The 19,947-nt window shown below is 35.5% G+C and carries 15 protein-coding genes, 1 other RNA gene and 1 other annotated feature; of the genes, 1 reads left to right on the forward strand and 15 read right to left on the reverse strand.

Annotated features, from left to right (window positions below):
• Nucleotides 1–436 precede the first annotated feature (436 nt).
• From ABE048_RS13955 to hisS, 15 genes are all read right to left on the reverse strand, one after another.
• Nucleotides 437–1,198, reverse strand: coding sequence for a tRNA threonylcarbamoyladenosine dehydratase (locus ABE048_RS13955; RefSeq protein WP_430311869.1), 762 nt, complete (start codon nt 1,196–1,198; stop codon nt 437–439).
• Between the two features lie 250 nt (nt 1,199–1,448).
• Nucleotides 1,449–2,294 (reverse strand): MurR/RpiR family transcriptional regulator, encoded by an 846-nt coding sequence (locus ABE048_RS13960; RefSeq protein WP_430311870.1) that lies wholly within the window; start codon nt 2,292–2,294, stop codon nt 1,449–1,451.
• 33 nt (nt 2,295–2,327) lie between these two features.
• On the reverse strand, nt 2,328–3,800 hold the full coding sequence (locus ABE048_RS13965) for a PTS transporter subunit EIIC (RefSeq protein WP_430311871.1): 1,473 nt from the start codon (nt 3,798–3,800) through the stop codon (nt 2,328–2,330).
• 12 nt (nt 3,801–3,812) lie between these two features.
• Nucleotides 3,813–4,700 carry an N-acetylmuramic acid 6-phosphate etherase gene (murQ, locus tag ABE048_RS13970; RefSeq protein WP_430311872.1) on the reverse strand — a complete coding sequence of 296 codons (888 nt, stop codon included), beginning with the start codon at nt 4,698–4,700 and terminating at the stop codon, nt 3,813–3,815.
• A complete protein-coding gene (locus ABE048_RS13975; protein ID WP_430311873.1) occupies nt 4,700–5,755 on the reverse strand; it encodes a DUF871 domain-containing protein in 1,056 nt (351 codons plus the stop codon). The genes murQ and ABE048_RS13975 overlap by 1 nt, the downstream gene beginning before the upstream one ends.
• Nucleotides 5,756–6,358: 603 nt before the next feature.
• On the reverse strand, nt 6,359–7,054 hold the full coding sequence (locus tag ABE048_RS13980; protein WP_430311874.1) for a glucosamine-6-phosphate deaminase: 696 nt from the start codon (nt 7,052–7,054) through the stop codon (nt 6,359–6,361).
• Between the two features lie 8 nt (nt 7,055–7,062).
• The gene (ptsP, locus tag ABE048_RS13985; protein ID WP_430311875.1) at nt 7,063–8,793 is read right to left on the reverse strand and encodes a phosphoenolpyruvate--protein phosphotransferase; all 1,731 of its coding nucleotides are present in this window, start codon (nt 8,791–8,793) and stop codon (nt 7,063–7,065) included.
• Nucleotides 8,781–9,059: a phosphocarrier protein HPr gene (locus ABE048_RS13990; RefSeq protein WP_430311883.1), complete on the reverse strand. Its 279-nt coding sequence runs from the start codon at nt 9,057–9,059 to the stop codon at nt 8,781–8,783. Before ABE048_RS13990 ends, ptsP begins: the two co-directional genes overlap by 13 nt.
• A 15-nt stretch (nt 9,060–9,074) precedes the next feature.
• Nucleotides 9,075–9,794, reverse strand: coding sequence for a sugar isomerase domain-containing protein (locus ABE048_RS13995; RefSeq protein ID WP_430311876.1), 720 nt, complete (start codon nt 9,792–9,794; stop codon nt 9,075–9,077).
• Nucleotides 9,795–9,798: 4 nt separating this feature from the next.
• The gene (locus ABE048_RS14000) at nt 9,799–10,521 is read right to left on the reverse strand and encodes a GntR family transcriptional regulator (protein ID WP_430311877.1); all 723 of its coding nucleotides are present in this window, start codon (nt 10,519–10,521) and stop codon (nt 9,799–9,801) included.
• Between the two features lie 32 nt (nt 10,522–10,553).
• The gene (gene nagA, locus ABE048_RS14005; protein ID WP_430311878.1) at nt 10,554–11,702 is read right to left on the reverse strand and encodes an N-acetylglucosamine-6-phosphate deacetylase; all 1,149 of its coding nucleotides are present in this window, start codon (nt 11,700–11,702) and stop codon (nt 10,554–10,556) included.
• Between the two features lie 96 nt (nt 11,703–11,798).
• On the reverse strand, nt 11,799–13,736 hold the full coding sequence (gene nagE, locus ABE048_RS14010) for an N-acetylglucosamine-specific PTS transporter subunit IIBC (protein ID WP_430311879.1): 1,938 nt from the start codon (nt 13,734–13,736) through the stop codon (nt 11,799–11,801).
• 236 nt (nt 13,737–13,972) lie between these two features.
• Nucleotides 13,973–14,156, reverse strand: a non-coding RNA gene (gene ssrS / locus ABE048_RS14015) — 6S RNA.
• Between the two features lie 193 nt (nt 14,157–14,349).
• Entirely contained in the window at nt 14,350–16,128 is a 1,779-nt protein-coding gene (gene aspS, locus ABE048_RS14020; RefSeq protein WP_430311880.1) for an aspartate--tRNA ligase, read from the reverse strand.
• A 15-nt stretch (nt 16,129–16,143) separates the two neighbouring features.
• Nucleotides 16,144–17,418 (reverse strand): histidine--tRNA ligase, encoded by a 1,275-nt coding sequence (gene hisS / locus ABE048_RS14025; RefSeq protein WP_430311881.1) that lies wholly within the window; start codon nt 17,416–17,418, stop codon nt 16,144–16,146.
• A 111-nt stretch (nt 17,419–17,529) separates the two neighbouring features.
• Nucleotides 17,530–17,768 (reverse strand) — a binding site (T-box leader).
• 116 nt (nt 17,769–17,884) lie between these two features.
• Between hisS and ABE048_RS14030 the strand changes: the two genes are divergently transcribed.
• Nucleotides 17,885–19,714, forward strand: a complete 1,830-nt coding sequence (locus ABE048_RS14030) for an SH3 domain-containing protein (RefSeq protein WP_430311882.1) — start codon at nt 17,885–17,887, stop codon at nt 19,712–19,714.
• Nucleotides 19,715–19,947 lie beyond the last annotated feature (233 nt).

The raw sequence follows: 19,947 nt of genomic DNA on the forward strand, positions 1-19,947 counted from the left end.
GCGAGCGTTGAGCCTCCTCGTTCACTTCGTTCCCTGCGGGGTCTCACCTTTCTCGCTTTCCCGCAGGAGTCTTCGCTAATTCCACATCAACAAAGATAGCTGTAAAAGACTGCATTAGTTAAAGGAGCATTTACTCGCGACATAAAATACCTCCATATTCCAACAATTTATATGTATTATGTTTATATAAATTAATATATCAGCCAACGTTATAATACATCAACCATTTATGGTAATAATATCTAATTTTATATTATTTACTACATAATGACCATCACACATTTACAAACTACCTAAAATAATTGGGTAACATTCCACACGCTCTGGTTGAAGGGCATTTACTTCCATTTTTCAAAAAACGAAGTATAACCTTAATTTAAGTAAAAAAAAACGTATTCACACATTTTCGTGTGAATACGTTTTAACAATTGAAACTTTAACCTTGTACTCGGTTAATTTTTATATCCTTCAAAATTTCACGTACAACCCAGCTTGCAGCGATTAAACCTGCTGTAGATGGCGCAAAGGCATTTGAGGATGGTGGCATTTTTGCTTTTCGAATTGCAGCATCAGGTTTGCCTACTGTTTCAGCAACATCTGGACGAATAACGATTGGGCTTTCATCAGAGAAGATTACAGGAATCCCTTTTTTTATCCCTTGTTTACGTAATTTTAGTCGAATTACTTTTGCAAGTGGATCTGTATGGGTTTTAGAGATATCCGTAATTTGGAAACGAGTTGGGTCCATTTTGTTTGCTGCACCCATACTAGAAATAATTTTAATATTACGTTTTAAACATTCTTTCATAATATGGATTTTATATATCACTGTATCAGAAGCATCGATTACATAGTCTGGTTCATAACTAAAGAATTTTTCATAAGTTTCTTCTGTGTAGAACATATGCAAATCGATGACTTCACATTCTGGATTAATGTCTGCGATTCTTTCTTTCATCACTGCTGATTTTGATTTGCCAATCGTAGACAGATAAGCTACTAATTGACGGTTAATATTAGTAATATCGACATCATCTTTATCGACCAAAATAATACGGCCTACGCCACTTCTTGCACACGCTTCAGCTGCAAAAGAACCAACGCCACCTACACCTAAAATAGCGACTGTAGCATTTTTCAGCTTATCTAATCCTTCTTGTCCTATTGCAAGTTCATTTCTTGAAAATTGATGTAACATGAAAATCCACTCCATCTATACATATTTCATTTCTTTAGTAAACCAAGTCAATTACTTTGATAATTATCTAAAACAATTACTAATTATAGCACGAATAATTTATGGTGAAAAATATATCGAAAAAATTGAAATAAGTTGGTTCATTTTTAGTAACTAAAAAAGTCGATGCATCCTACTAAGACTATGTAGGATTGCATCGACTATACTTTCTACTTACTTATCTTACATTTTCTGAATGAAGTTTTAATTGTTAAAAGTAGTCTCTCACAATTTTATGTGATGCAGAAAGTTTATCAATATTTTCGTCAAAATCTAACACTATATAAGAGTAATACAATATATTTAAAGCATAGAGTTGGGCAATAAGAGATGTCGTCGCAGCACTTCGAATTGTCTTATTTTCTTCACTTGTATCATGAATAAGTTTAATCGAACTTAGGCTTGCTAATTCACTATTAGCATTGTGTGTCATAACTATTCTTGCTACATGTAATTCCTTTGCCATCTTGGCTAATTTAATGCTCTCTTGTTTCTCTCCCGAATTTGAGATTAAGAATAATACCGAGTTTTCATGTTGTGCTGACAGCGAAGCAGTAATTAAATGATGGTCTAGAGAATGTATAACTGTTTTTCCTACACGCAAAAACTTTTGTGTCATATCCTCAGCAACGACGTTTGATGCACCCATTCCATAAATATATATTCGATCAGATTGTTTTAACAATTGTGCTGCTTGTTGAATGCTATTATCTGATAGTTTTTGGTTTGTTTGTTCAATTGTATGTTGAATACGAAGAGATAGTTTATCTTTCACTTGTTCTATTGAATCTCTTGGATTAATCTCTTGATACAATTTTTTATCAACCATTGATTCCGCTGATAATTTTAACTTAAATGCTGTAAAGCCCTCATTACTGACCGATTGACAAAACCGAATGACTGTTGCTGGACTCACTCCAGCTTTTGTAGATAATTCTTCTGTACTCATTTCAATTACATCTTTTGCATGCTCTAAAATGAATACTCCTACCTTTCTTTCAGCAGACGATAAGGACGATAATTTATTTTGAATGGAAAATAATAGATGATTTTTCATTAATACATTCCCTGTTTTATAGATTCGTTTAAATTATTTCTCGCTTTCAATTTCACTTTCTTGCATAGCATCTTTGGGAACACCGAAGAAATAGGTTGCCACAAAGCCACCGATGTAAGCTGAAAGTAATCCTAAAATGTAACCAAGGATATGCCCATTGGAAATTAGCGGAATTAACGAAATACCACTTGGTCCAATAGCTATGGAGCCAATGCCACCAATACCAGCAATCATAGCTCCACCAATTCCGCCTCCTATACAAGCGGTAATAAATGGTCGGCCTAAAGGAAGGGTTACCCCGTAAATTAACGGTTCACCAATACCAAGAATCCCTACAGGAAGAGCACCTTTAATCAAGTTTGTAATTTTTTTGTTTTTACGACATTTCACCCATAATGCGATTGCGGCGCCAACTTGACCAGCACCAGCCATCGCTAATACAGGTAATAATAATGTCACCCCGGAACTATTAATCATTTCAATATGAAGTGGAGTCAAAATCTGATGCAATCCAAACATAACCATCGGAAGGAATGTTGCCCCAAGTACAAATCCTGAGAATGCACCACCAACATCTAATATCCAGTTAACCGCACCTACCAAACTTGCAGATATAACCCCCGCTATTGGCATCACAATGAAGATTGTAATTAATCCAACAATCAGCAGTGTAATGGTAGGTGTCACAATTATATCTACTGCATCCGGAACAAATTTACGTACATTTTTTTCAACAATTGAAAGAATCCAAACAGCGAAGATAACCCCTAAAATACCACCTTGCCCTGCTGCTAATGCAGATCCATTGAAAATATTGTTTAATGGTACTTCAGGATTCATACCTGTTAATAAAGTTGTGGCACCTGTAACCCCACCTAATCCAGGTGTTGCACCAAATTCGTTGGCACTATTAATCCCAACATAGATTACTAGATAAGCAAATACACCATTTTTGATAATATTTAAAATCGTGATAATTTGTGACCAGCTATCCCCTATTTGCCCTGCAACTAACATATTAGATAAAATGGCAGCTATTCCACCCAATAGACCAGCACCTACAAATGCAGGTATTAGTGGAACAAAGATATTAGAGATTGATTTTAATACTCTTTTAAACTTTGTGTTTTTTTGTTTTGATTTATGAACTGCCTTTACTTCTGCAGCCTTTGCTTCAACTCGTTGTCGATCTGTTAGATTATCTTCATTATTCGCTATGCTAAATTTTTCTGGAAAAGGTTCTCCTAGCTTTACGCCTGCCATTGATACCATTTCGTTCGCTACCTTATTTACAGTTCCTGGACCAATGACTACCTGTAATGTTACATCATCGACTATTCCTAAAACACCTTGAACATTTTTTAAACCATCGAGATTTACTTTTGACTCATCTTTAATTGTCATACGAACACGGGTCATACAATGAATTATTTTAGATACATTCCCTAATCCACCGACTTGATCATATATTTCTCTAGCTAACCGTTGTTCTTTTGATTCCGCCATGTACAATCCCCCTTAAAGTGCTTTTCTTACAAACCCCTTTGCTTCTTTCAAACGCTCTTTTGCTTCCCCCTTCCCCAAATTTGTTAACAACATGACAATTGCTAGCTTGACATCTCGATTCGCCTGCTCAAAGATTTCACTCGATTCCTCATACGTACAATCCGTAGCTTGCATAATAATCCGTTTGGAACGTTCTATTAATTTTTCATTCGTTGGCTTAACATCTACCATTAAGTTTTTATATATTTTTCCAATACTGATCATGGATACGGTTGATAACATATTCAGTATCAGTTTTTGTGCGGTTCCTGATTTTAATCTTGTAGAACCAGTTAAAATTTCAGGTCCAACTTCTACTTCAATTGGAAGTGTAGCGTATGTACTAATAACAGCATTCTTATTGCAAGCGATACTTGCAGTTGTTGCACCTACGTCATTAGCATATTTTAAGCCGCCAACCACGTAGGGAGTACGTCCACTTGCTGCAATTCCAATGACAATATCTTTGTTATTTAGTTGTAATTCTTGAAGATCACATTTAGCTAATCCTTCTGAATCCTCTGCCCCTTCTACAGCAACTGTCATTGCAGATATACCTCCCGCAATTAAACCAACAACTTTTTCTGGTGGAGTTCCGAAAGTTGGTACACATTCTGCAGCATCTAAAATACCTAACCGCCCACTCGTGCCAGCCCCCATATAAATAAGACGACCTTTGTTTTGAAATGCTGTGACAATAGCTTCTACTACCTTTTTGATCTGAGGAATTTCTTTTTCAACACTTTTTGGAACCGTTTGATCTTCGTTGTTTATTAAATAAAGTATTTCTTCCATATTCATTTCATCGAGTTGCATCGTTTTTTCATTTCTTTTTTCTGTTGTAAGCTTTTCTAAATCCATTAGTGCACCTCTTTAATCATCAGTTTCTGTCCTGCAACAATCAATGGTAATAAATCAAAGTCTTCTATTCGTATTTCACCAATGACATTTACTTTTCCATCGCATGGCAAATCACATCTTGTAATCTGAATTTCTCCCATATAGCGACCGTAATTGAAATTATCAATGGTTATTGATCCTTTTTCACGTCTAACTGTATTCTTTGGTTGAATTGTCTCAGTTATAAGTGATCTTGCTTCCTCAAAACGAATGACATCTCTTGCCATATCTAACCGATTATGAAAAGGATTTGTAATATAGCTGGGTGCATGTTCTAATAACGATCCAAAAAGTAATATAGTTTGATCTTTTAAAAATGCTTTAAATTGTTCCATTGTTCTTTTACTTATTCGGGGATCACCTATAAAAACTTTATCCGTTGCAGTTTCATTTAGTAGCTCGATTGCTGAGCTTAATGAATGATAACCTCTATGCTTTTCAAGGGTAGGTAAACCACTAAATACTGGCCCACGAAGTTGTTCGTCTCCAGGAACAAAGGCCATCGTTGTAAAGCCTACCTTTTTTAATGCTCTGTTTTTTTCTTCTAAAAATTGCATACTTAAACCTGTTTCATTTCTCGGATAATAATTATGCCATGCTTCGATGTTTTCAAAATTTGCACCGTATTGTTTTAATCGAACAACATCTTCATCAATAATTGTGCTCGCATTCAAAGCAACAAGCATTTTCTTTGATAATGCGGCTAATTCTTCCATTTTAAACCCATAATCCAAGCGAATTCCGGTAATCCCCATATCTTGAATATCTTCAGCTTTTTCTAAGAACAGACCAATCGTTTCAAGTGCAGATGGAGAAATATCTACAGTCAGGTTCATTCCGGAACTCTTACACGCATCTCCCAATGCACTTAAACGTTTTTTATAAAGTTCCGTATCATATTCAGGAATATGCAAAGAAGTAAACAATTCTTCAAATCCTGCTTCTTTCATCTGACGAATATAAAGTAGATCATTTTCAGTGATGTCCTTGTTTAAATACATTGAAAATCCAAACAAACGAACCACCCCATTAAAAGAGTATTATTTTATAATTTATCCACATTGTTATTACATTTAATATGAAATAGCATTTCAACATATTACTTCATTTTTACATTATCAATGAAACTGTATTTCGTAGTCTCTTTATAAAATATGAAATAAGACTTTAATATTCGAATCAATTTCATAATTCAAAGATTTGATAAAAAACACGAAAATGAACATATTAACGTTTCCATATTCAAATGTGAATGTTCCGCTACAGACGGCGCTTTCCACGAGCTTGGCTTCAATCTCCTCGTCACTACGTTCCTGCGGGGCTTTCAGCTCAAGCTTTTCCCGTAGGAGTCGCCGTCTTTCGCTCCACTATAAACAAAATGGGGTATCATTTAATGTAAATAGATTTATGAAATTGATTTATTCAGGAAATAAATATCTTATCCCCTCTTTTTTTGTTGTCAAACCAAAATTCAAGTGAAGATATTAACTCACCCATTTCATATTTTTCTTTTGAAATTCTGAAATTATATATTATTTTTCATAAAAAGAAGACACTAAATGTTTACTAACATCTAGTGTCTTCTTATCAACTTATTTGCTAAGTTTTTGAAATGAACTCTATAATTCTAAATTTGTTAAAACAATTACATGATCATGTTTGTTTAATGCTGTTACTGGTATTTCTTCAGAAATGTCACCATTTATCAAAGCTTGTAATGCAGTTCGTTTTTTCTCACCTACTGCAATGAGTAGAATTTGATGTGCTCGCATAATCGTTCCGATTCCCATTGTGATTGCTTGTGTTGGTACTTCATCAATCGAGTTAAAGAAACGAGCATTCGCTTTCCTTGTAGACGCAGTTAATGTCACAACATGTGTTTCACTTGTGAAAGATGTTCCAGGTTCGTTAAAACCAATATGACCATTTTCCCCCACCCCTAATATTTGAAAATCAAGGTCTATTGATTTTAACACATTCTCATAACGCACTGCTTCTTCTTCAGGGTTCTCGGCTTCTCCATTTGGCAAATAGGATACTTTAAATGGATTTGTATTGAAAAGTTGTTTTTTCATAAATGAAATATAGCTTTGTGAATGTTCTTTTGGTAAGCCAACATACTCATCAAGATTTACACTTATACAATTTGAAAAATCTAGAGAACTTTTACGAATACGTTCATACAAAGGGAGCATAGTACCACCTGTAGCAAGGCCAAAAGTTTTTGCCCCTTTATTTTTTTGTTCTTTCACAATATGAAAAGCTCTATCATATAGTTGATCGATATTCGGAATGGATTCTAGTTGAATAGTCATCTTACACCTCATGATTTCTCCTTAGATGTTTTCAAAAAATGCTTCTTCACATATTGTGAAATCTCTTCAGCAGTTGTAAGTTTAAAAACTACATCAAGATGTTGCACTAGCTCTTCCTTAGATAATTGTGCAATTTGTGCCCTCGTATGAAGAATAGAAGATGCACTCATTGAAAATTCATCTAAGCCTAATGCAAGTAAGATAGGGATTGCAATTTCGTCTCCTGCCATTTCTCCGCACATCCCCACCCATTTTCCTTGTTTATGTGCACCTTCTATCACCATTTTAATTAGACGTAAAATGGCAGGGTGATATGGTTGATAGAGATAAGAGACTTTTTCGTTCATACGATCTGCTGCTAACGTATATTGAATTAAATCATTTGTTCCAATTGATAAGAAGTCTGCTTCCTTAGCGAACAATTCGGCAATAATAGCTGCCGAAGGAATTTCAACCATCATGCCAATTTCGATAGAATCACTGATTTTCATACCTTCTGTTAATAGGTTTTGTCGTTCTTCCTCTAGTAATGCTTTTGCTTGTCTAAGTTCTTCAAGTGTTGCAATCATCGGGAACATGATTTTCAAATTGCCATATACACTTGCACGGAGTAATGCACGAAGTTGGGTGCGGAAAAGATTCGTATCATCTAAGCATAGACGGATAGCTCGGTGTCCTAAAAACGGATTCACTTCTTTGTCCATTTTTAAGTATGTCAACTCTTTATCGCCACCAATATCCAAAGTACGGACGACAGTTGGCTTTCCATTCATTTTTTCAAGAACCGTTTTATAAGCAATAAATTGTTCTTCTTCAGTTGGCAATTCTTCGCGATCCATGTATAAAAATTCTGTACGGAAAAGACCAATCCCATCTCCACCATTTAAAAGTACAGCTTCTACATCTAACGGTTTACCTATGTTACCAGCAATCTCAACATGATACCCATCTACACTTACACTTGGCAATTTTTTATACCGTTCTAACGATTTACGTTCTTCATTAAAAGCTTTTTGAGATAATTGATACGTAGTTGTAACTTCATCAGATGCGTCAACTATGACCACGCCATTTGAGCCATCTAAAATAACGGATGCACCAGGTTGGATATCCTTAGTTGCTGTTTTTGTACCAACGACTGCAGGGATTTCCATTGTTCTTGCTAAAATAGCAGAGTGGGATGTACGTCCACCTATATTCGTAACAAATCCTTTTACATGTGTTTTGTCCAATTGTGCTGTCATTGAGGGTGTTAAATCATCAGCCACAATAATGACATCCTCATTTATGTGACTACAATCAGGAATCTCCACATTTAATAGCTTTGCTAATAATCGTTTAGATACATCTCGTATATCCGCTGCTCTTTCCTTCATATAGTTGTTATCCATCGTTTCAAATATTCCGATAAACATGGTAGAAACTTCATCAAGGGCAAATTCTGCATTTACTCCTCCATCGATTTTACTTTCAATCATTTCTAACATTTCGGGATCTTCCAAAACTAATAAATGCGCTTGGAAAATTGCTGCTTTTTCGTCACCAAATTTTTCTTTCGCTTTATCTCGAATTTCTTCAATTTCAGATTTTGCTTTTCCGATAGCATTTCTTAATCGCAATTTTTCTTGATTAGCATTTTGAATTGCACTCATTTCAAAAGATAAATCTGGCTCAACTAAGCAATATGCTTTTGCAATCGCAATTCCATTTGAAACTGCAATTCCTTTTAGCTTAAGCATTCAACACCAATTCCCTCAGCTTTAATCACAGTTGAAACTTTTGCTAATAAATTTTCTGCATCTTCTCCTTCTGAAGCGATCGTAATAGTTGAGCCAGATGGAATACCAAGGGACATTACACCCATAATGGATTTCATATTCACTGATCTTCCATTAAAAGTAAGTTGTACATCTGATGAAAAAGGAGTAACTGCTTGAACTAGTAAAGTACATGGTCTAGCATGTAAACCTTCAGTCGCTGTAATTTTAAATTGTTTTTCCATAATAAGTACCTCCAAAATTTAATTAAAATTTATACGGTGTTTATATTGTTCTATTAAAGATTCGTTATTTCTGCTAGCATTTTCAACATTGCAACTTCCAAATACAGGAAGTGCGTTATTATCATGTGATAAATCCTCAATCACTTGACTGATTAAAGCATTTAAAATAGTTGCTCCTATAGTTGTTGATACAGGACCATATTGAATGCCTTCATGATTTAAAACACCATCTCCTATTGGAACATGTGTATTTATTACTACATCCACAATTTCTTCTAGCCGCTTTTTTGTAGCATGTCTTGAAGGCTGATTTGAATAATTTAAAGATTGCAGTGAGATCGTAAAAACTCCAGCCTGTTTTGCAAGTAGTGCAACATCTATTGGTACAACATTACGTCCAGAGGTTGATATGATGATGAGTACATCTACCGTTTGAAAATCAAAATCTGTTATATGATCCGCAACGAAATTTGGATCTTTTTCATTTTTTGAAGAGGTTAATGCACCTCTATGAAGCATTAAGGGTTCAATTGAAATTGAACGAACTGGAACAAGCCCACCTGCCCTATAGAATGCCTCTTGTGCAAGTAGATGAGAATGACCACAACCGAAAAATTGGAGGATACCATTTTGTCTGATATGATTAGCAATAATACTTGCAACTTCTTTGATCACTGGCATCTCTTTTTCAGATACTTCTTGAATTAATCCTTGAACTTCCTGAAAATAAGTTTGCACGATCTCACCTCTTAATTTCGCTTATAAATTTATAACGATCTGCTCTATATACACTACGAACGACTTCGAATGGTTGTCTATTTGCTAAGTAACTCGTTCTCTTAATAATTAGAACAACTCCTGTAGCTTCTAACTTTAAATATTTTGCATCCTCTTTCGTTACAATTGCAGCTTCCATTTGTTGAATGGCATTATTAATTTCAAATCCATATTTATTTTCTACAAGATTATATAATGATCCTTGAAGATCCTCTTCATTTAAGTCTGGTAAAAGTTTTACTGGTATATAAGTTCTTTCAATCGCCATTGGTTTATGATCTGCATTTCTAATTCGGGCGATGAAAAATACTTCTTCATTATCCATAAGCTTAAAGTTCTCTCTTATATCATAAGGAGGTAATTGTTTTTCAAACATAACAATATTACTACTCGGTTCCATACCTCTAGCCCGCATATCTTCTGTAAAACTAGTTAATCCATTTAATGGCTGTTCAAATTTAGGACTGGCCACGAACGTACCTCGTCCCTTCTCACGATAAAGAAAACCATCATTAACCAATTGTGTGATTGATTGCCTTACGGTCATTCTGCTCACATTAAATGTCTCAGAAAGCTCTCTTTCTGAAGGAATTGCACAACCAACGGCATATTCGCCATGTGAAATTTTCTCTTTTAAAATTTCTTCTATCTGTACATAAATGGGTACATGGGAATTCTTGTCGACCAACTAATTCAACACCTTTTGCAATAATAATGATTCTATCCAAATATTACTTTACCGTTTTTTATCGTTTTTTGTATAGCGAGATCTTGATCAAGGAGTATTAAATCTGCATCATACTGCTCTTTAATCTTTCCTTTTCCTTTTAAATTCAGTTGTTTTGCAGCATTTGAAGAGGACATCGCTACAAGTTCCTGAAGCGTACAATTTGTTGCTTTCTTCATATTACGTACAGCAGCATCCATCGTTAGTACACTACCTGCTAATGCTCCATTTGTAAGATGAGCCCCTTTTTCTGAGACGTGTACTAATTGTCCACCTAAATCGTAATCTCCAAACGGTACTCCCTTGGCACGCATAGCATCTGTGATTAAGATGATATTTTCAGCACCTTTCATCTTATAGGCAAGATTTACAGCTTGTGTGTGAGCATGAACAAAATCGACTATAATTTCAGCTTTAATCTCTGGTAACAATAAGGTTCCCCCAACAACTCCTGGTTCACGATGATGGAAAGGTCTCATTTGATTATATAAATGGGTTCCTTGTTTAGCCCCGAGTGATACAGCTTTTTGCATGTCAACAAAGGTTGCATCTGAATGACCAATCGATACAACGATACCCTGTTTTGAAAGTGCCTCAACAAACGCAAAGCCACCTTCAACTTCAGGAGCCACGGTTATTTCTTTAATACGATTTCCACTTAATCGTTGCCAATACTCAAATTGTTCAATTGTAGGAGGAACAATATGTTGAAGAGGCTGTGCACCTGCACGTTTTTGGGATATGAATGGTCCTTCTATATGAATACCGAGGATTTCCGCTTCATCTTCAGTACTTCTGAAATTTGCTAAATTGCTTAGTGCTGCTTCGATGGCATCTTTTGATTGAGTCATAGTAGTAGCTAAATAACTTGTTGTTCCTTCTTTCACTAATGACTTAGCCATAGTATGAATTGCTTCTGGCGTTGCATCCATCGTATCTTTACCAGCACATCCATGTATATGCATATCAATAAAACCAGGGAATAGATACTTATTTGATCCATCTATTTTTTTATTAGAAGAAATAGATAGTTGTTTTCCTATTTCAATAATTTTGCCATTTTTTATATAAACATCTTGATTTTTTTTGATCTCGTTGTTGTTTACAACTGTTACATTTTGAATTAGTAATGATTGAGTCAATCAGAACATCTCCTAAGAATAAGCCAGGTGTTAACCTGGCTTAAAATACTAATAGTTTCCACTATAATCGAATAGTTTGTTTCATCGATTGAGATTTTATTTGATATTCACAATATTTGCAGTTCCACTTCTTTGATAACCTGTTTTTTCTAAAGTAATTGTTTTGTCTTGAGAATTCGTGAAAATGATAGGTGTTACAATAGATGGTGCATTCGCTTTTACATAATTTAAATCAACTTTTATCAATGCATCACCACGTTGAATCAATTGATCTCGTTCTACTAGGACTTCAAATCCTTCACCATTTAATTTTACTGTATCTAGCCCAATATGAATTAGAATTTCAATACCTGTATCACTGATCAAACCAATTGCATGTTTAGTTGGGAAAATCATCGTTACTTTACCATCGAAAGGTGATTTTAACATATTATCTTTTGGTATTATTCCAAAACCAGGGCCCATCATACCTGAAGCAAATGCTTGATCAGGAACTTCAGATAGCGGGATAATTTCTCCTGTTACAGGCATTTCAAAATCTTCTGACTGAAATGTTGTAATAGTATCCTCTGTTTTTTCTAAATCTTCTGCTGCAACAGTTGTATTTGGTGCAGGATTTCCTTTTGCAAGACGTTTTTTCATCGCTACAGCTAAGAATTCAACAGATGTACCAATGATTACTTGGACATTTGTTTTACTAATACGCATTGTGCCACGTGCACCATATTTTTTTAGTTCTTTTTCGTCTACTTGATCTGCATCCTTCACAGTTAAGCGAAGACGTGTCGTACAATAATCAACTTGTTGAATATTTTCTATCCCGCCTAATCCTTCGATTGTGTGATAAGCTTTCGCGTCAAGTACTTCATCTTCAGTTCCTTCTAGTTCTTGAGCATCCTCATCTTCATCTTCACGGCCTGGTGTTTTCAAATCTAATTTGATAATTAAAAAATAGAAAACTACGAAGTAAATTGCCGCAATAACTAAGCCAAGAGGTATTAATAATAATGGTTTTTGAGCAATACCAAGGTTTAGTAAGTAATCGATTAACCCAGCTGAGAAGCCAAATCCATCATGGATACCTAATGTCGAAGCAACGATTAATGAAACCCCAGTTAAGATAGCATGAATCACATATAACACTGGAGATAAGAACATAAAAGTAAATTCAATTGGTTCTGTTACACCTGTGATAAATGCAGTTAAGGCAATAGAAATGAACATACCACCAACCGCAGCACGTTTCTCTTTTTTAGCTGCAAAGTACATTGCAAGACATGCTGCTGGTAAACCAAACATCATAATTGGGAAGAAACCTGCTTGGAAGATCCCTGCAGTTGGATCTCCAGCTAAGAAACGTGGAATATCTCCTTTTACAACTTCACCTGCCGCATTTGTGAATTTACCGAAATCAAACCAAATAATTGTATTTATGACATGATGTAAACCAACTGGAATTAATAAACGGTTAAAGAAACCATAGGCACCTACTCCTAATGCACCAGCACCTATCATCCAGTTACCACCTGCATCAATAACATTTTGTATTGGTCCCCATACAAATGCTAAAATCCCTGAAAGTACTGCCATTGTAATCGATGTTATAATAGGAACAAATCTTCGTCCACCGAAGAATGACAACCATTCTGGGAATTTTACATTGTAAAATTTATTGTATAAAAGTCCAGCAACTATACCGGCTATAATACCGCCAAAAACTCCCATATTTAAATTTTCATTAATCTTTTCTAATACGCCCGTTAATACTAAATGTGCAATTGCACCAGCTAGTGCGGCACCACCACTGTTATCGAAAGCAAACCCCATTGCAATACCAATCGCAAAAATAATTGGTAAATTACCCAAAATTGCGTCTCCGGATGCAGCCATAATGTGCGCAATAATTTGTACGAATTTCACATTGAAGCTACCAAGCATATCATCTGAACCTAAACGTAGAAGCAATGCTGCTGCAGGTAATGTAGCAATCGGAAACATTAAGGATTTACCGATTTTTTGCAAAAATCCTAACATGAAATACACTCCCCTTTGTTATTGATTCTATTGGTATAGTTGTCTATACCAATAATAAAGCGCTTTCATAGATTTTTAATACTTTCTTATTAATGATATTTAATTCCCCCTAAGTGATTGAGATATTACCGTATATTCTATGTTTCTCTTTTAATTTTCATTCTTTTTTTCTATTTCATATAAAACATAAAACCTCTGATTCTATAAGAATCAGAGGTTATTAGTCTCTTAATGTAACAAATCCCAATTGTGCCGTTGTTTTTTTCTAAATCGCTTTGAACCCGCTCTATTGCAGGTGGGTGTCGTATTTGAAACTTTAAAAGTCCCTTGAGGGCATGATTGCCATTTCAAAATGCCAACTCCCAACGATACTATGTTCGGTCAAAACTGATTAAGTTTCATCGAACACATCAGGATTTGTTGTTAAATCAATATTAACATTAATGTTCAGAAAAATCAAAATAAACTGAAATAAATTTAAAGAAAATTATATAAAATTTCGATGTCATTAGAAGGGAAAGACTTCGAAAGAAATGAATAAACCCTTTACCAAGTTAGAGTGGCAAAGGGTTTATTATCAGTTATTCAAAATTGTGCATGAACGTTTCCGCTATTAATCTTCGTCAGCCAATGTTTTAGTGCGAATGTGTAAATCGTCTAATTGAGCTGTTGCAACTGTGCTTGGAGCCTCAGTAAGAAGGCAGCTTGCAGATGCTGTTTTAGGGAACGCGATTGTGTCACGTAAGTTGTCACGACCAGCAAGTAGCATGATGAAACGGTCAAGACCGAATGCTAAACCACCATGTGGCGGAACACCATATTCAAAAGCATCCATTAAGAAACCAAATTGTTCTTGTGCTTGTTCTTGAGTGAATCCTAGTACTTCAAACATTTTTTCTTGTAGGTCTTTTTCGTAAATACGAAGTGAACCACCGCCAAGTTCATAACCGTTTAGTACGATATCGTAAGCTTGTGCACGTACTTCACCAGGTGCTGTGTCCATTTTTTCAAGATCTTCATCGAATGGACGAGTGAATGGATGGTGAGCTGCTGTGTAGCGTCCTTCTTCTTCAGAGTAATCAAGTAATGGCCAATCAGTAATCCACAAGAATGCGTATTGAGATTCGTCGATTAAGCCTAGTTCTTTACCTAATTTTTTACGAAGAGCACCAAGAGAATCAGCAACAACAGATTTTTTATCTGCAACGAATACTAAAGTATCACCTGGTTCTGCTTTCATACGATCAGCTAATTTTTGACCAAATTCATCTTGGAAGAACTTACCGATCGGACCTGTCAGACCTTCTTCAGTAACTTTAATCCAAGCAAGACCTTTTGCACCGTAACGTCCAACGAATTTAGTTAATTCATCTAAGTCTTTACGAGAGTAGTTATCATTTGCACCTTTGATGTTAATACCTTTTACTTGGTTTCCAGCTTCAACAGTTTGTGCAAACACTTTGAAGTTACATCCAGCAACAACATCTGAAAGCTCGATCAATTCTAAACCGAAGCGAACATCTGGTTTATCTGAACCGTAACGTGACATTGCTTCGTCATATTTCATACGTTGGAATGGACGTGGAACATCGATTCCTTTGATTTCTTTCATTACGTTTTGGATTAAACGTTCGTTAATATCAAGAATTTCCTCTTGTGTTAAGAAGCTCATTTCCATATCGATTTGAGTGAATTCTGGTTGACGGTCAGCACGTAAGTCTTCGTCACGGAAGCAACGAGCGATTTGGAAATACTTTTCAAATCCAGATACCATCAATAATTGTTTAAACAATTGTGGTGATTGTGGTAGTGCGTAGAATTCGCCTTCGTGTACACGTGATGGTACAAGATAGTCACGTGCGCCTTCTGGAGTTGATTTTGTTAAGATTGGTGTTTCAACTTCTAGGAAACCTTCATCTTGTAAAAAGTTACGAATGATTTTTGTTACGTCAGAACGTAATTTGAATGTGTTGTACATTACAGGACGACGTAAGTCTAGGTAACGGTATTTTAAACGTAAATCTTCGTTTACTTGGATACGGTCCTCAATTTGGAATGGTGGTGTTTTTGCTTTGTTGATAAGAGTAACTTTATCAACGTAAACTTCGATTTCACCAGTTTCTAAGTTCGGGTTGACCATTTCTGGTGTACGAGGACGTACTTCACCTTCTACTTCGATAACATATTCGCTACGGAATGAATCCGCAAGATCTAATGCTTCTTGAGAGTTTTCTGGTGTGAACACAACTTGTGTTAAACCAGTTCTGTCACGTAAATCGATGAAGATTAATCCACCGAAGTCACGACGGTATTGTACCCAACCTTTTAATACGACGCGCTCGCCAACATTTTCAGCGCGTAATACTCCACATTCATGTGTACGTGTAGCCATGTATAATTCCTCCAATTATTGTTCTTTCTGTTTCGTTAAATAGTTTACCAAATCATGGAATGGAATCATTTCTTGATTTCCAGTTGCCATGTTTTTCACTGTTGCTTGTTGTTCAGCTATTTCTGATTCTCCAAGTACAATAACCCATGTAGCTTTTTGACGGTCAGCTGATTTCATTTGTGCTTTCATTTTACGATTTGAATAATCTATTTCAGTAGAAATGCCTTTTGCACGGAAAGAACTTGCTAATTCTACAGCTTTTAGTTTAGCTTCTTCATCCATTGCAACAATGTACATATCTAATTGATTTTCGGTATCCAACTCTTTTCCTTCAGCTTCTAAAGCTAATAGTAAACGTTCGATACTCATGGCAAATCCAATACCAGGTGATTCAGGTCCACCAATTTCTTCTACAAGACCGTTATAGCGACCTCCACCACATAAAGTTGTAATGGCACCTAATCCCTCAGCAGTACTCATAATTTCAAAAGTAGTATGGTTATAGTAATCTAAACCACGAACAAGATTTGGATCTACTACATAAGAAATACCAAGTACATCTAAATATTTTTTCACTTGTTCGAAATAGTTTGCAGATTCTTCATTTAAGTAATCTGTTAAGGCTGGTGCTGTTGCCATTAACGGATGATCGCGATCCACTTTACAATCTAAAATACGTAGTGGATTTTTTTCAAGACGTGATTGACAGTCTGAGCAAAATTCGTGAATATGTGGTTCAAAGTGTTTCACTAATGCTTCGCGATGTTTTGCACGAACTTCTTGATCACCAAGTGAATTAATCACTAATTTTACATCTTTTAATCCAGCTGCTTCATAAACATTCATCGCAAGTGCAATAGTTTCTGCATCGATCGCTGGATCTTTACTTCCGATTGCCTCTACACCAAATTGTACGAACTGACGATATCGACCTGCTTGTTGACGTTCATAGCGGAACATTGGTCCAATATAAGATAATTTAACAGGTTGATCTGGTTGACCGAACATCTTATGTTCAACATATGAGCGTACAACTGCTGCTGTACCTTCTGGACGAAGAGTAAGTGAACGATCTCCACGATCTTTAAATGTGTACATTTCCTTTTGCACGATATCAGTTGTATCACCTACACCACGTTGAAATAGCTCAGTGGATTCAAAAATAGGTGTGCGAATTTCTTGGTAACGATAAACTTGGCAAAGATGACGGATAATTTCCTCAACCTTCTGCCATTTTTCTGTTTGGCCCGGTAGAATATCTTGTGTGCCTCTAGGTACTTTAAAACTCATACACATTTCTCCTTTCTATTATAAACAGTTACAACTTAAGGTGAATCCTGATATCAAAGCTTCACTAGCCGCCTCCGCAATCAAACAAAAAGCTCTCGCCCCTTGCTTAACGCAAGGGACGAGAGCTATATAAGCTTCCGCGGTTCCACCCTAGTTGATTTAGTGTTACTTACTAAATCCTCTCAAATCGGATAACGGCCGATACCGTTTTCCCCTACTAGATGACTCGTTCGAAGAAAAACCTCTCAAGTGTTTTTCACTAATCGGTACAATAGAAAAGCTTTCAGCCACGTCTTTTCTTCTCTTTTAATGTACGCCATGATTGTTACTTTCTTGGTCATAGGCAATTTATTTATCATAAAGATTAATTCATATCATATCATTTCCGCGAAATATGTCAACTATTTTAAAAAACATATAGTTTTTTATGACTATTCAATTTACAATGGAAGAAAGGAGGGAAATCATGAATACAAAAAAACTAAATATAGTGACTATTGTCTCACTTTGTCTAGTATTAGTCATCTCCATGTTCTCAGTAATTCCAGAAGCAGATGCTGCTACGACAAATTTAAAAGTAACGGCCAATTCATTAAATCTTCGTACTGCACCAAACACTAGTTCAAAAGTCCTTTTATCACTTAAAAAGAATACGACTGTTACAAAGCTTGCAAAAAGTGGTGATTGGTATCAAGTGAAGTATAAAAGTACAAAAGGTTGGGCATCCGCTAAATATTTAAAAACGGTTGCATCTTCCGTTTCAACAGCTTCTATTACTTCGAAAATCGTCACTTCTAAAGTGGACAACTTAAATATCCGTCAATCAAATTCTACTACCTCTAAGTCCGTTGGAAAATTAAATAAAGGAAAAACAGCTACATATATTCAACAAAAAAATGGTTGGGTTCAAATTAAAACAGCTAGTCTAACCGGTTGGGTAAGCGCATCATATGTGACGATTTCGGACAAAAAAGTAACAGAATCAAAACCTAAAATAACAAAAGCTAAAGAAAATTTATACTTTGTCGTCACTGCTAACTCATTATCTGTACGTTCAGAACCTTCATCAAGTTCAACAAAATTAGATCATGTTAATAAAAATGAATCATTACTAATCTCACGTATAGCAAGTAATGGTTGGGTAGAAGTTACATATCAAACAGGTAAAAAAGGCTGGGTATCTGGAAAATATGGTATACAAAAAGTAAAAGAGCCAACAACTAGTTCAATTACCGTAGTAGTACCTAAAGAAACAACTTACTTTTATGTAACAGAACCTACTGGATTAACACTACGTGACAACTATAGCGCAAGTGCTGAATCTCTTGGACAAGATGTACCTTTTGAAGCAAAGGTGCAAATTTTAAAACAAGCAAGTAATGGTTGGATTTATGTAAATTATAATGATGTTGAAGGCTGGATTAATGGTAGTACATACTATGGTTTTGCTACAACGGCTAATATCTCATTTACAGCAGCAAAACCTTCTAAAACACAGTACTTTGTTATGAAATCTAGTACTTTAAATGTTCGATCATTACCTACAACTGCTGCTCCAACACTTGGCAAAGTTTCAAAAGGAAATTACTTTAAAATATTACGTATTTCAGATAACAAATGGGTAGAAGTTCAGTACAATTCAAAACAAAAAGGTTGGATTTCTGCTAATACGAGCAGTAGTACAATTACGACAAAAAAACCTACATCAACTGTATCTGATAGTGTAAAAGGCTCTCTAGCTGGCATTAAAATTGTTATTGATCCTGGACATGGTAAACAAGATAATGGTGCATCAGGAAATGGTGTAGTTGAAAAAAAATTAAATTTACAAGCAGCTGAGGCAATTCAAACTGCAATTGAAAAGGTTGGCGGTACGGTTTATATGACTCGTACAACTGATAATCAATTTTTAACATTAGATCAACGTGCTGCATATGCGAAGCAAAAAGGCGCAAATGCTTTCATCAGTGTACATCATAATTCAGGCCCATCTTCTGCAAGTGGCTATGAAAGTTATTATTCAACTTCTGCTAAAGTAAGTAGTAAAAAATTCGCAGAAGCAATTCATGCAGGAATCAAAGAAGCTGTTAAAGATGAATATCCAAATTATGGTGATCGTAAATTAAAAGCGGTAGATTACTATGTAGTTAGATATAATTCTGTAGTGTCTGTTTTATTAGAGCTGGGCTTCGTATCGAATTCTTCTGATGCTAAATTAGTAAATACGGATCATTATCGTGAAACAGTTGCAGAAGGTGTAGTAAACGGTCTTCTTGCATACTACGGTCGCGATTAATATCATTCTTTTAATTAATCCATTTCAACAAAGAAATTAGAATTAAAATAGTAAAATCTGCTCTCTTTTTATAGGAGCAGATTTTTTTCTTGAAGATATGTTTGTTGGTTGTCGTTGCAGGCGATGACTCCACGGGAAAAGCTAGGGTAATGAAAAAGTGTATAAATACAAATATTAATCTGTTTTCTGCATGGTGTGGAATTAGCTACGCTTTCCGCGGGCGAGCGTTGAGC

This window comes from Rummeliibacillus pycnus (assembly GCF_050459865.1).
Classification (GTDB): Bacteria; Bacillota; Bacilli; order Bacillales_A; family Planococcaceae; genus Rummeliibacillus; species Rummeliibacillus pycnus_B.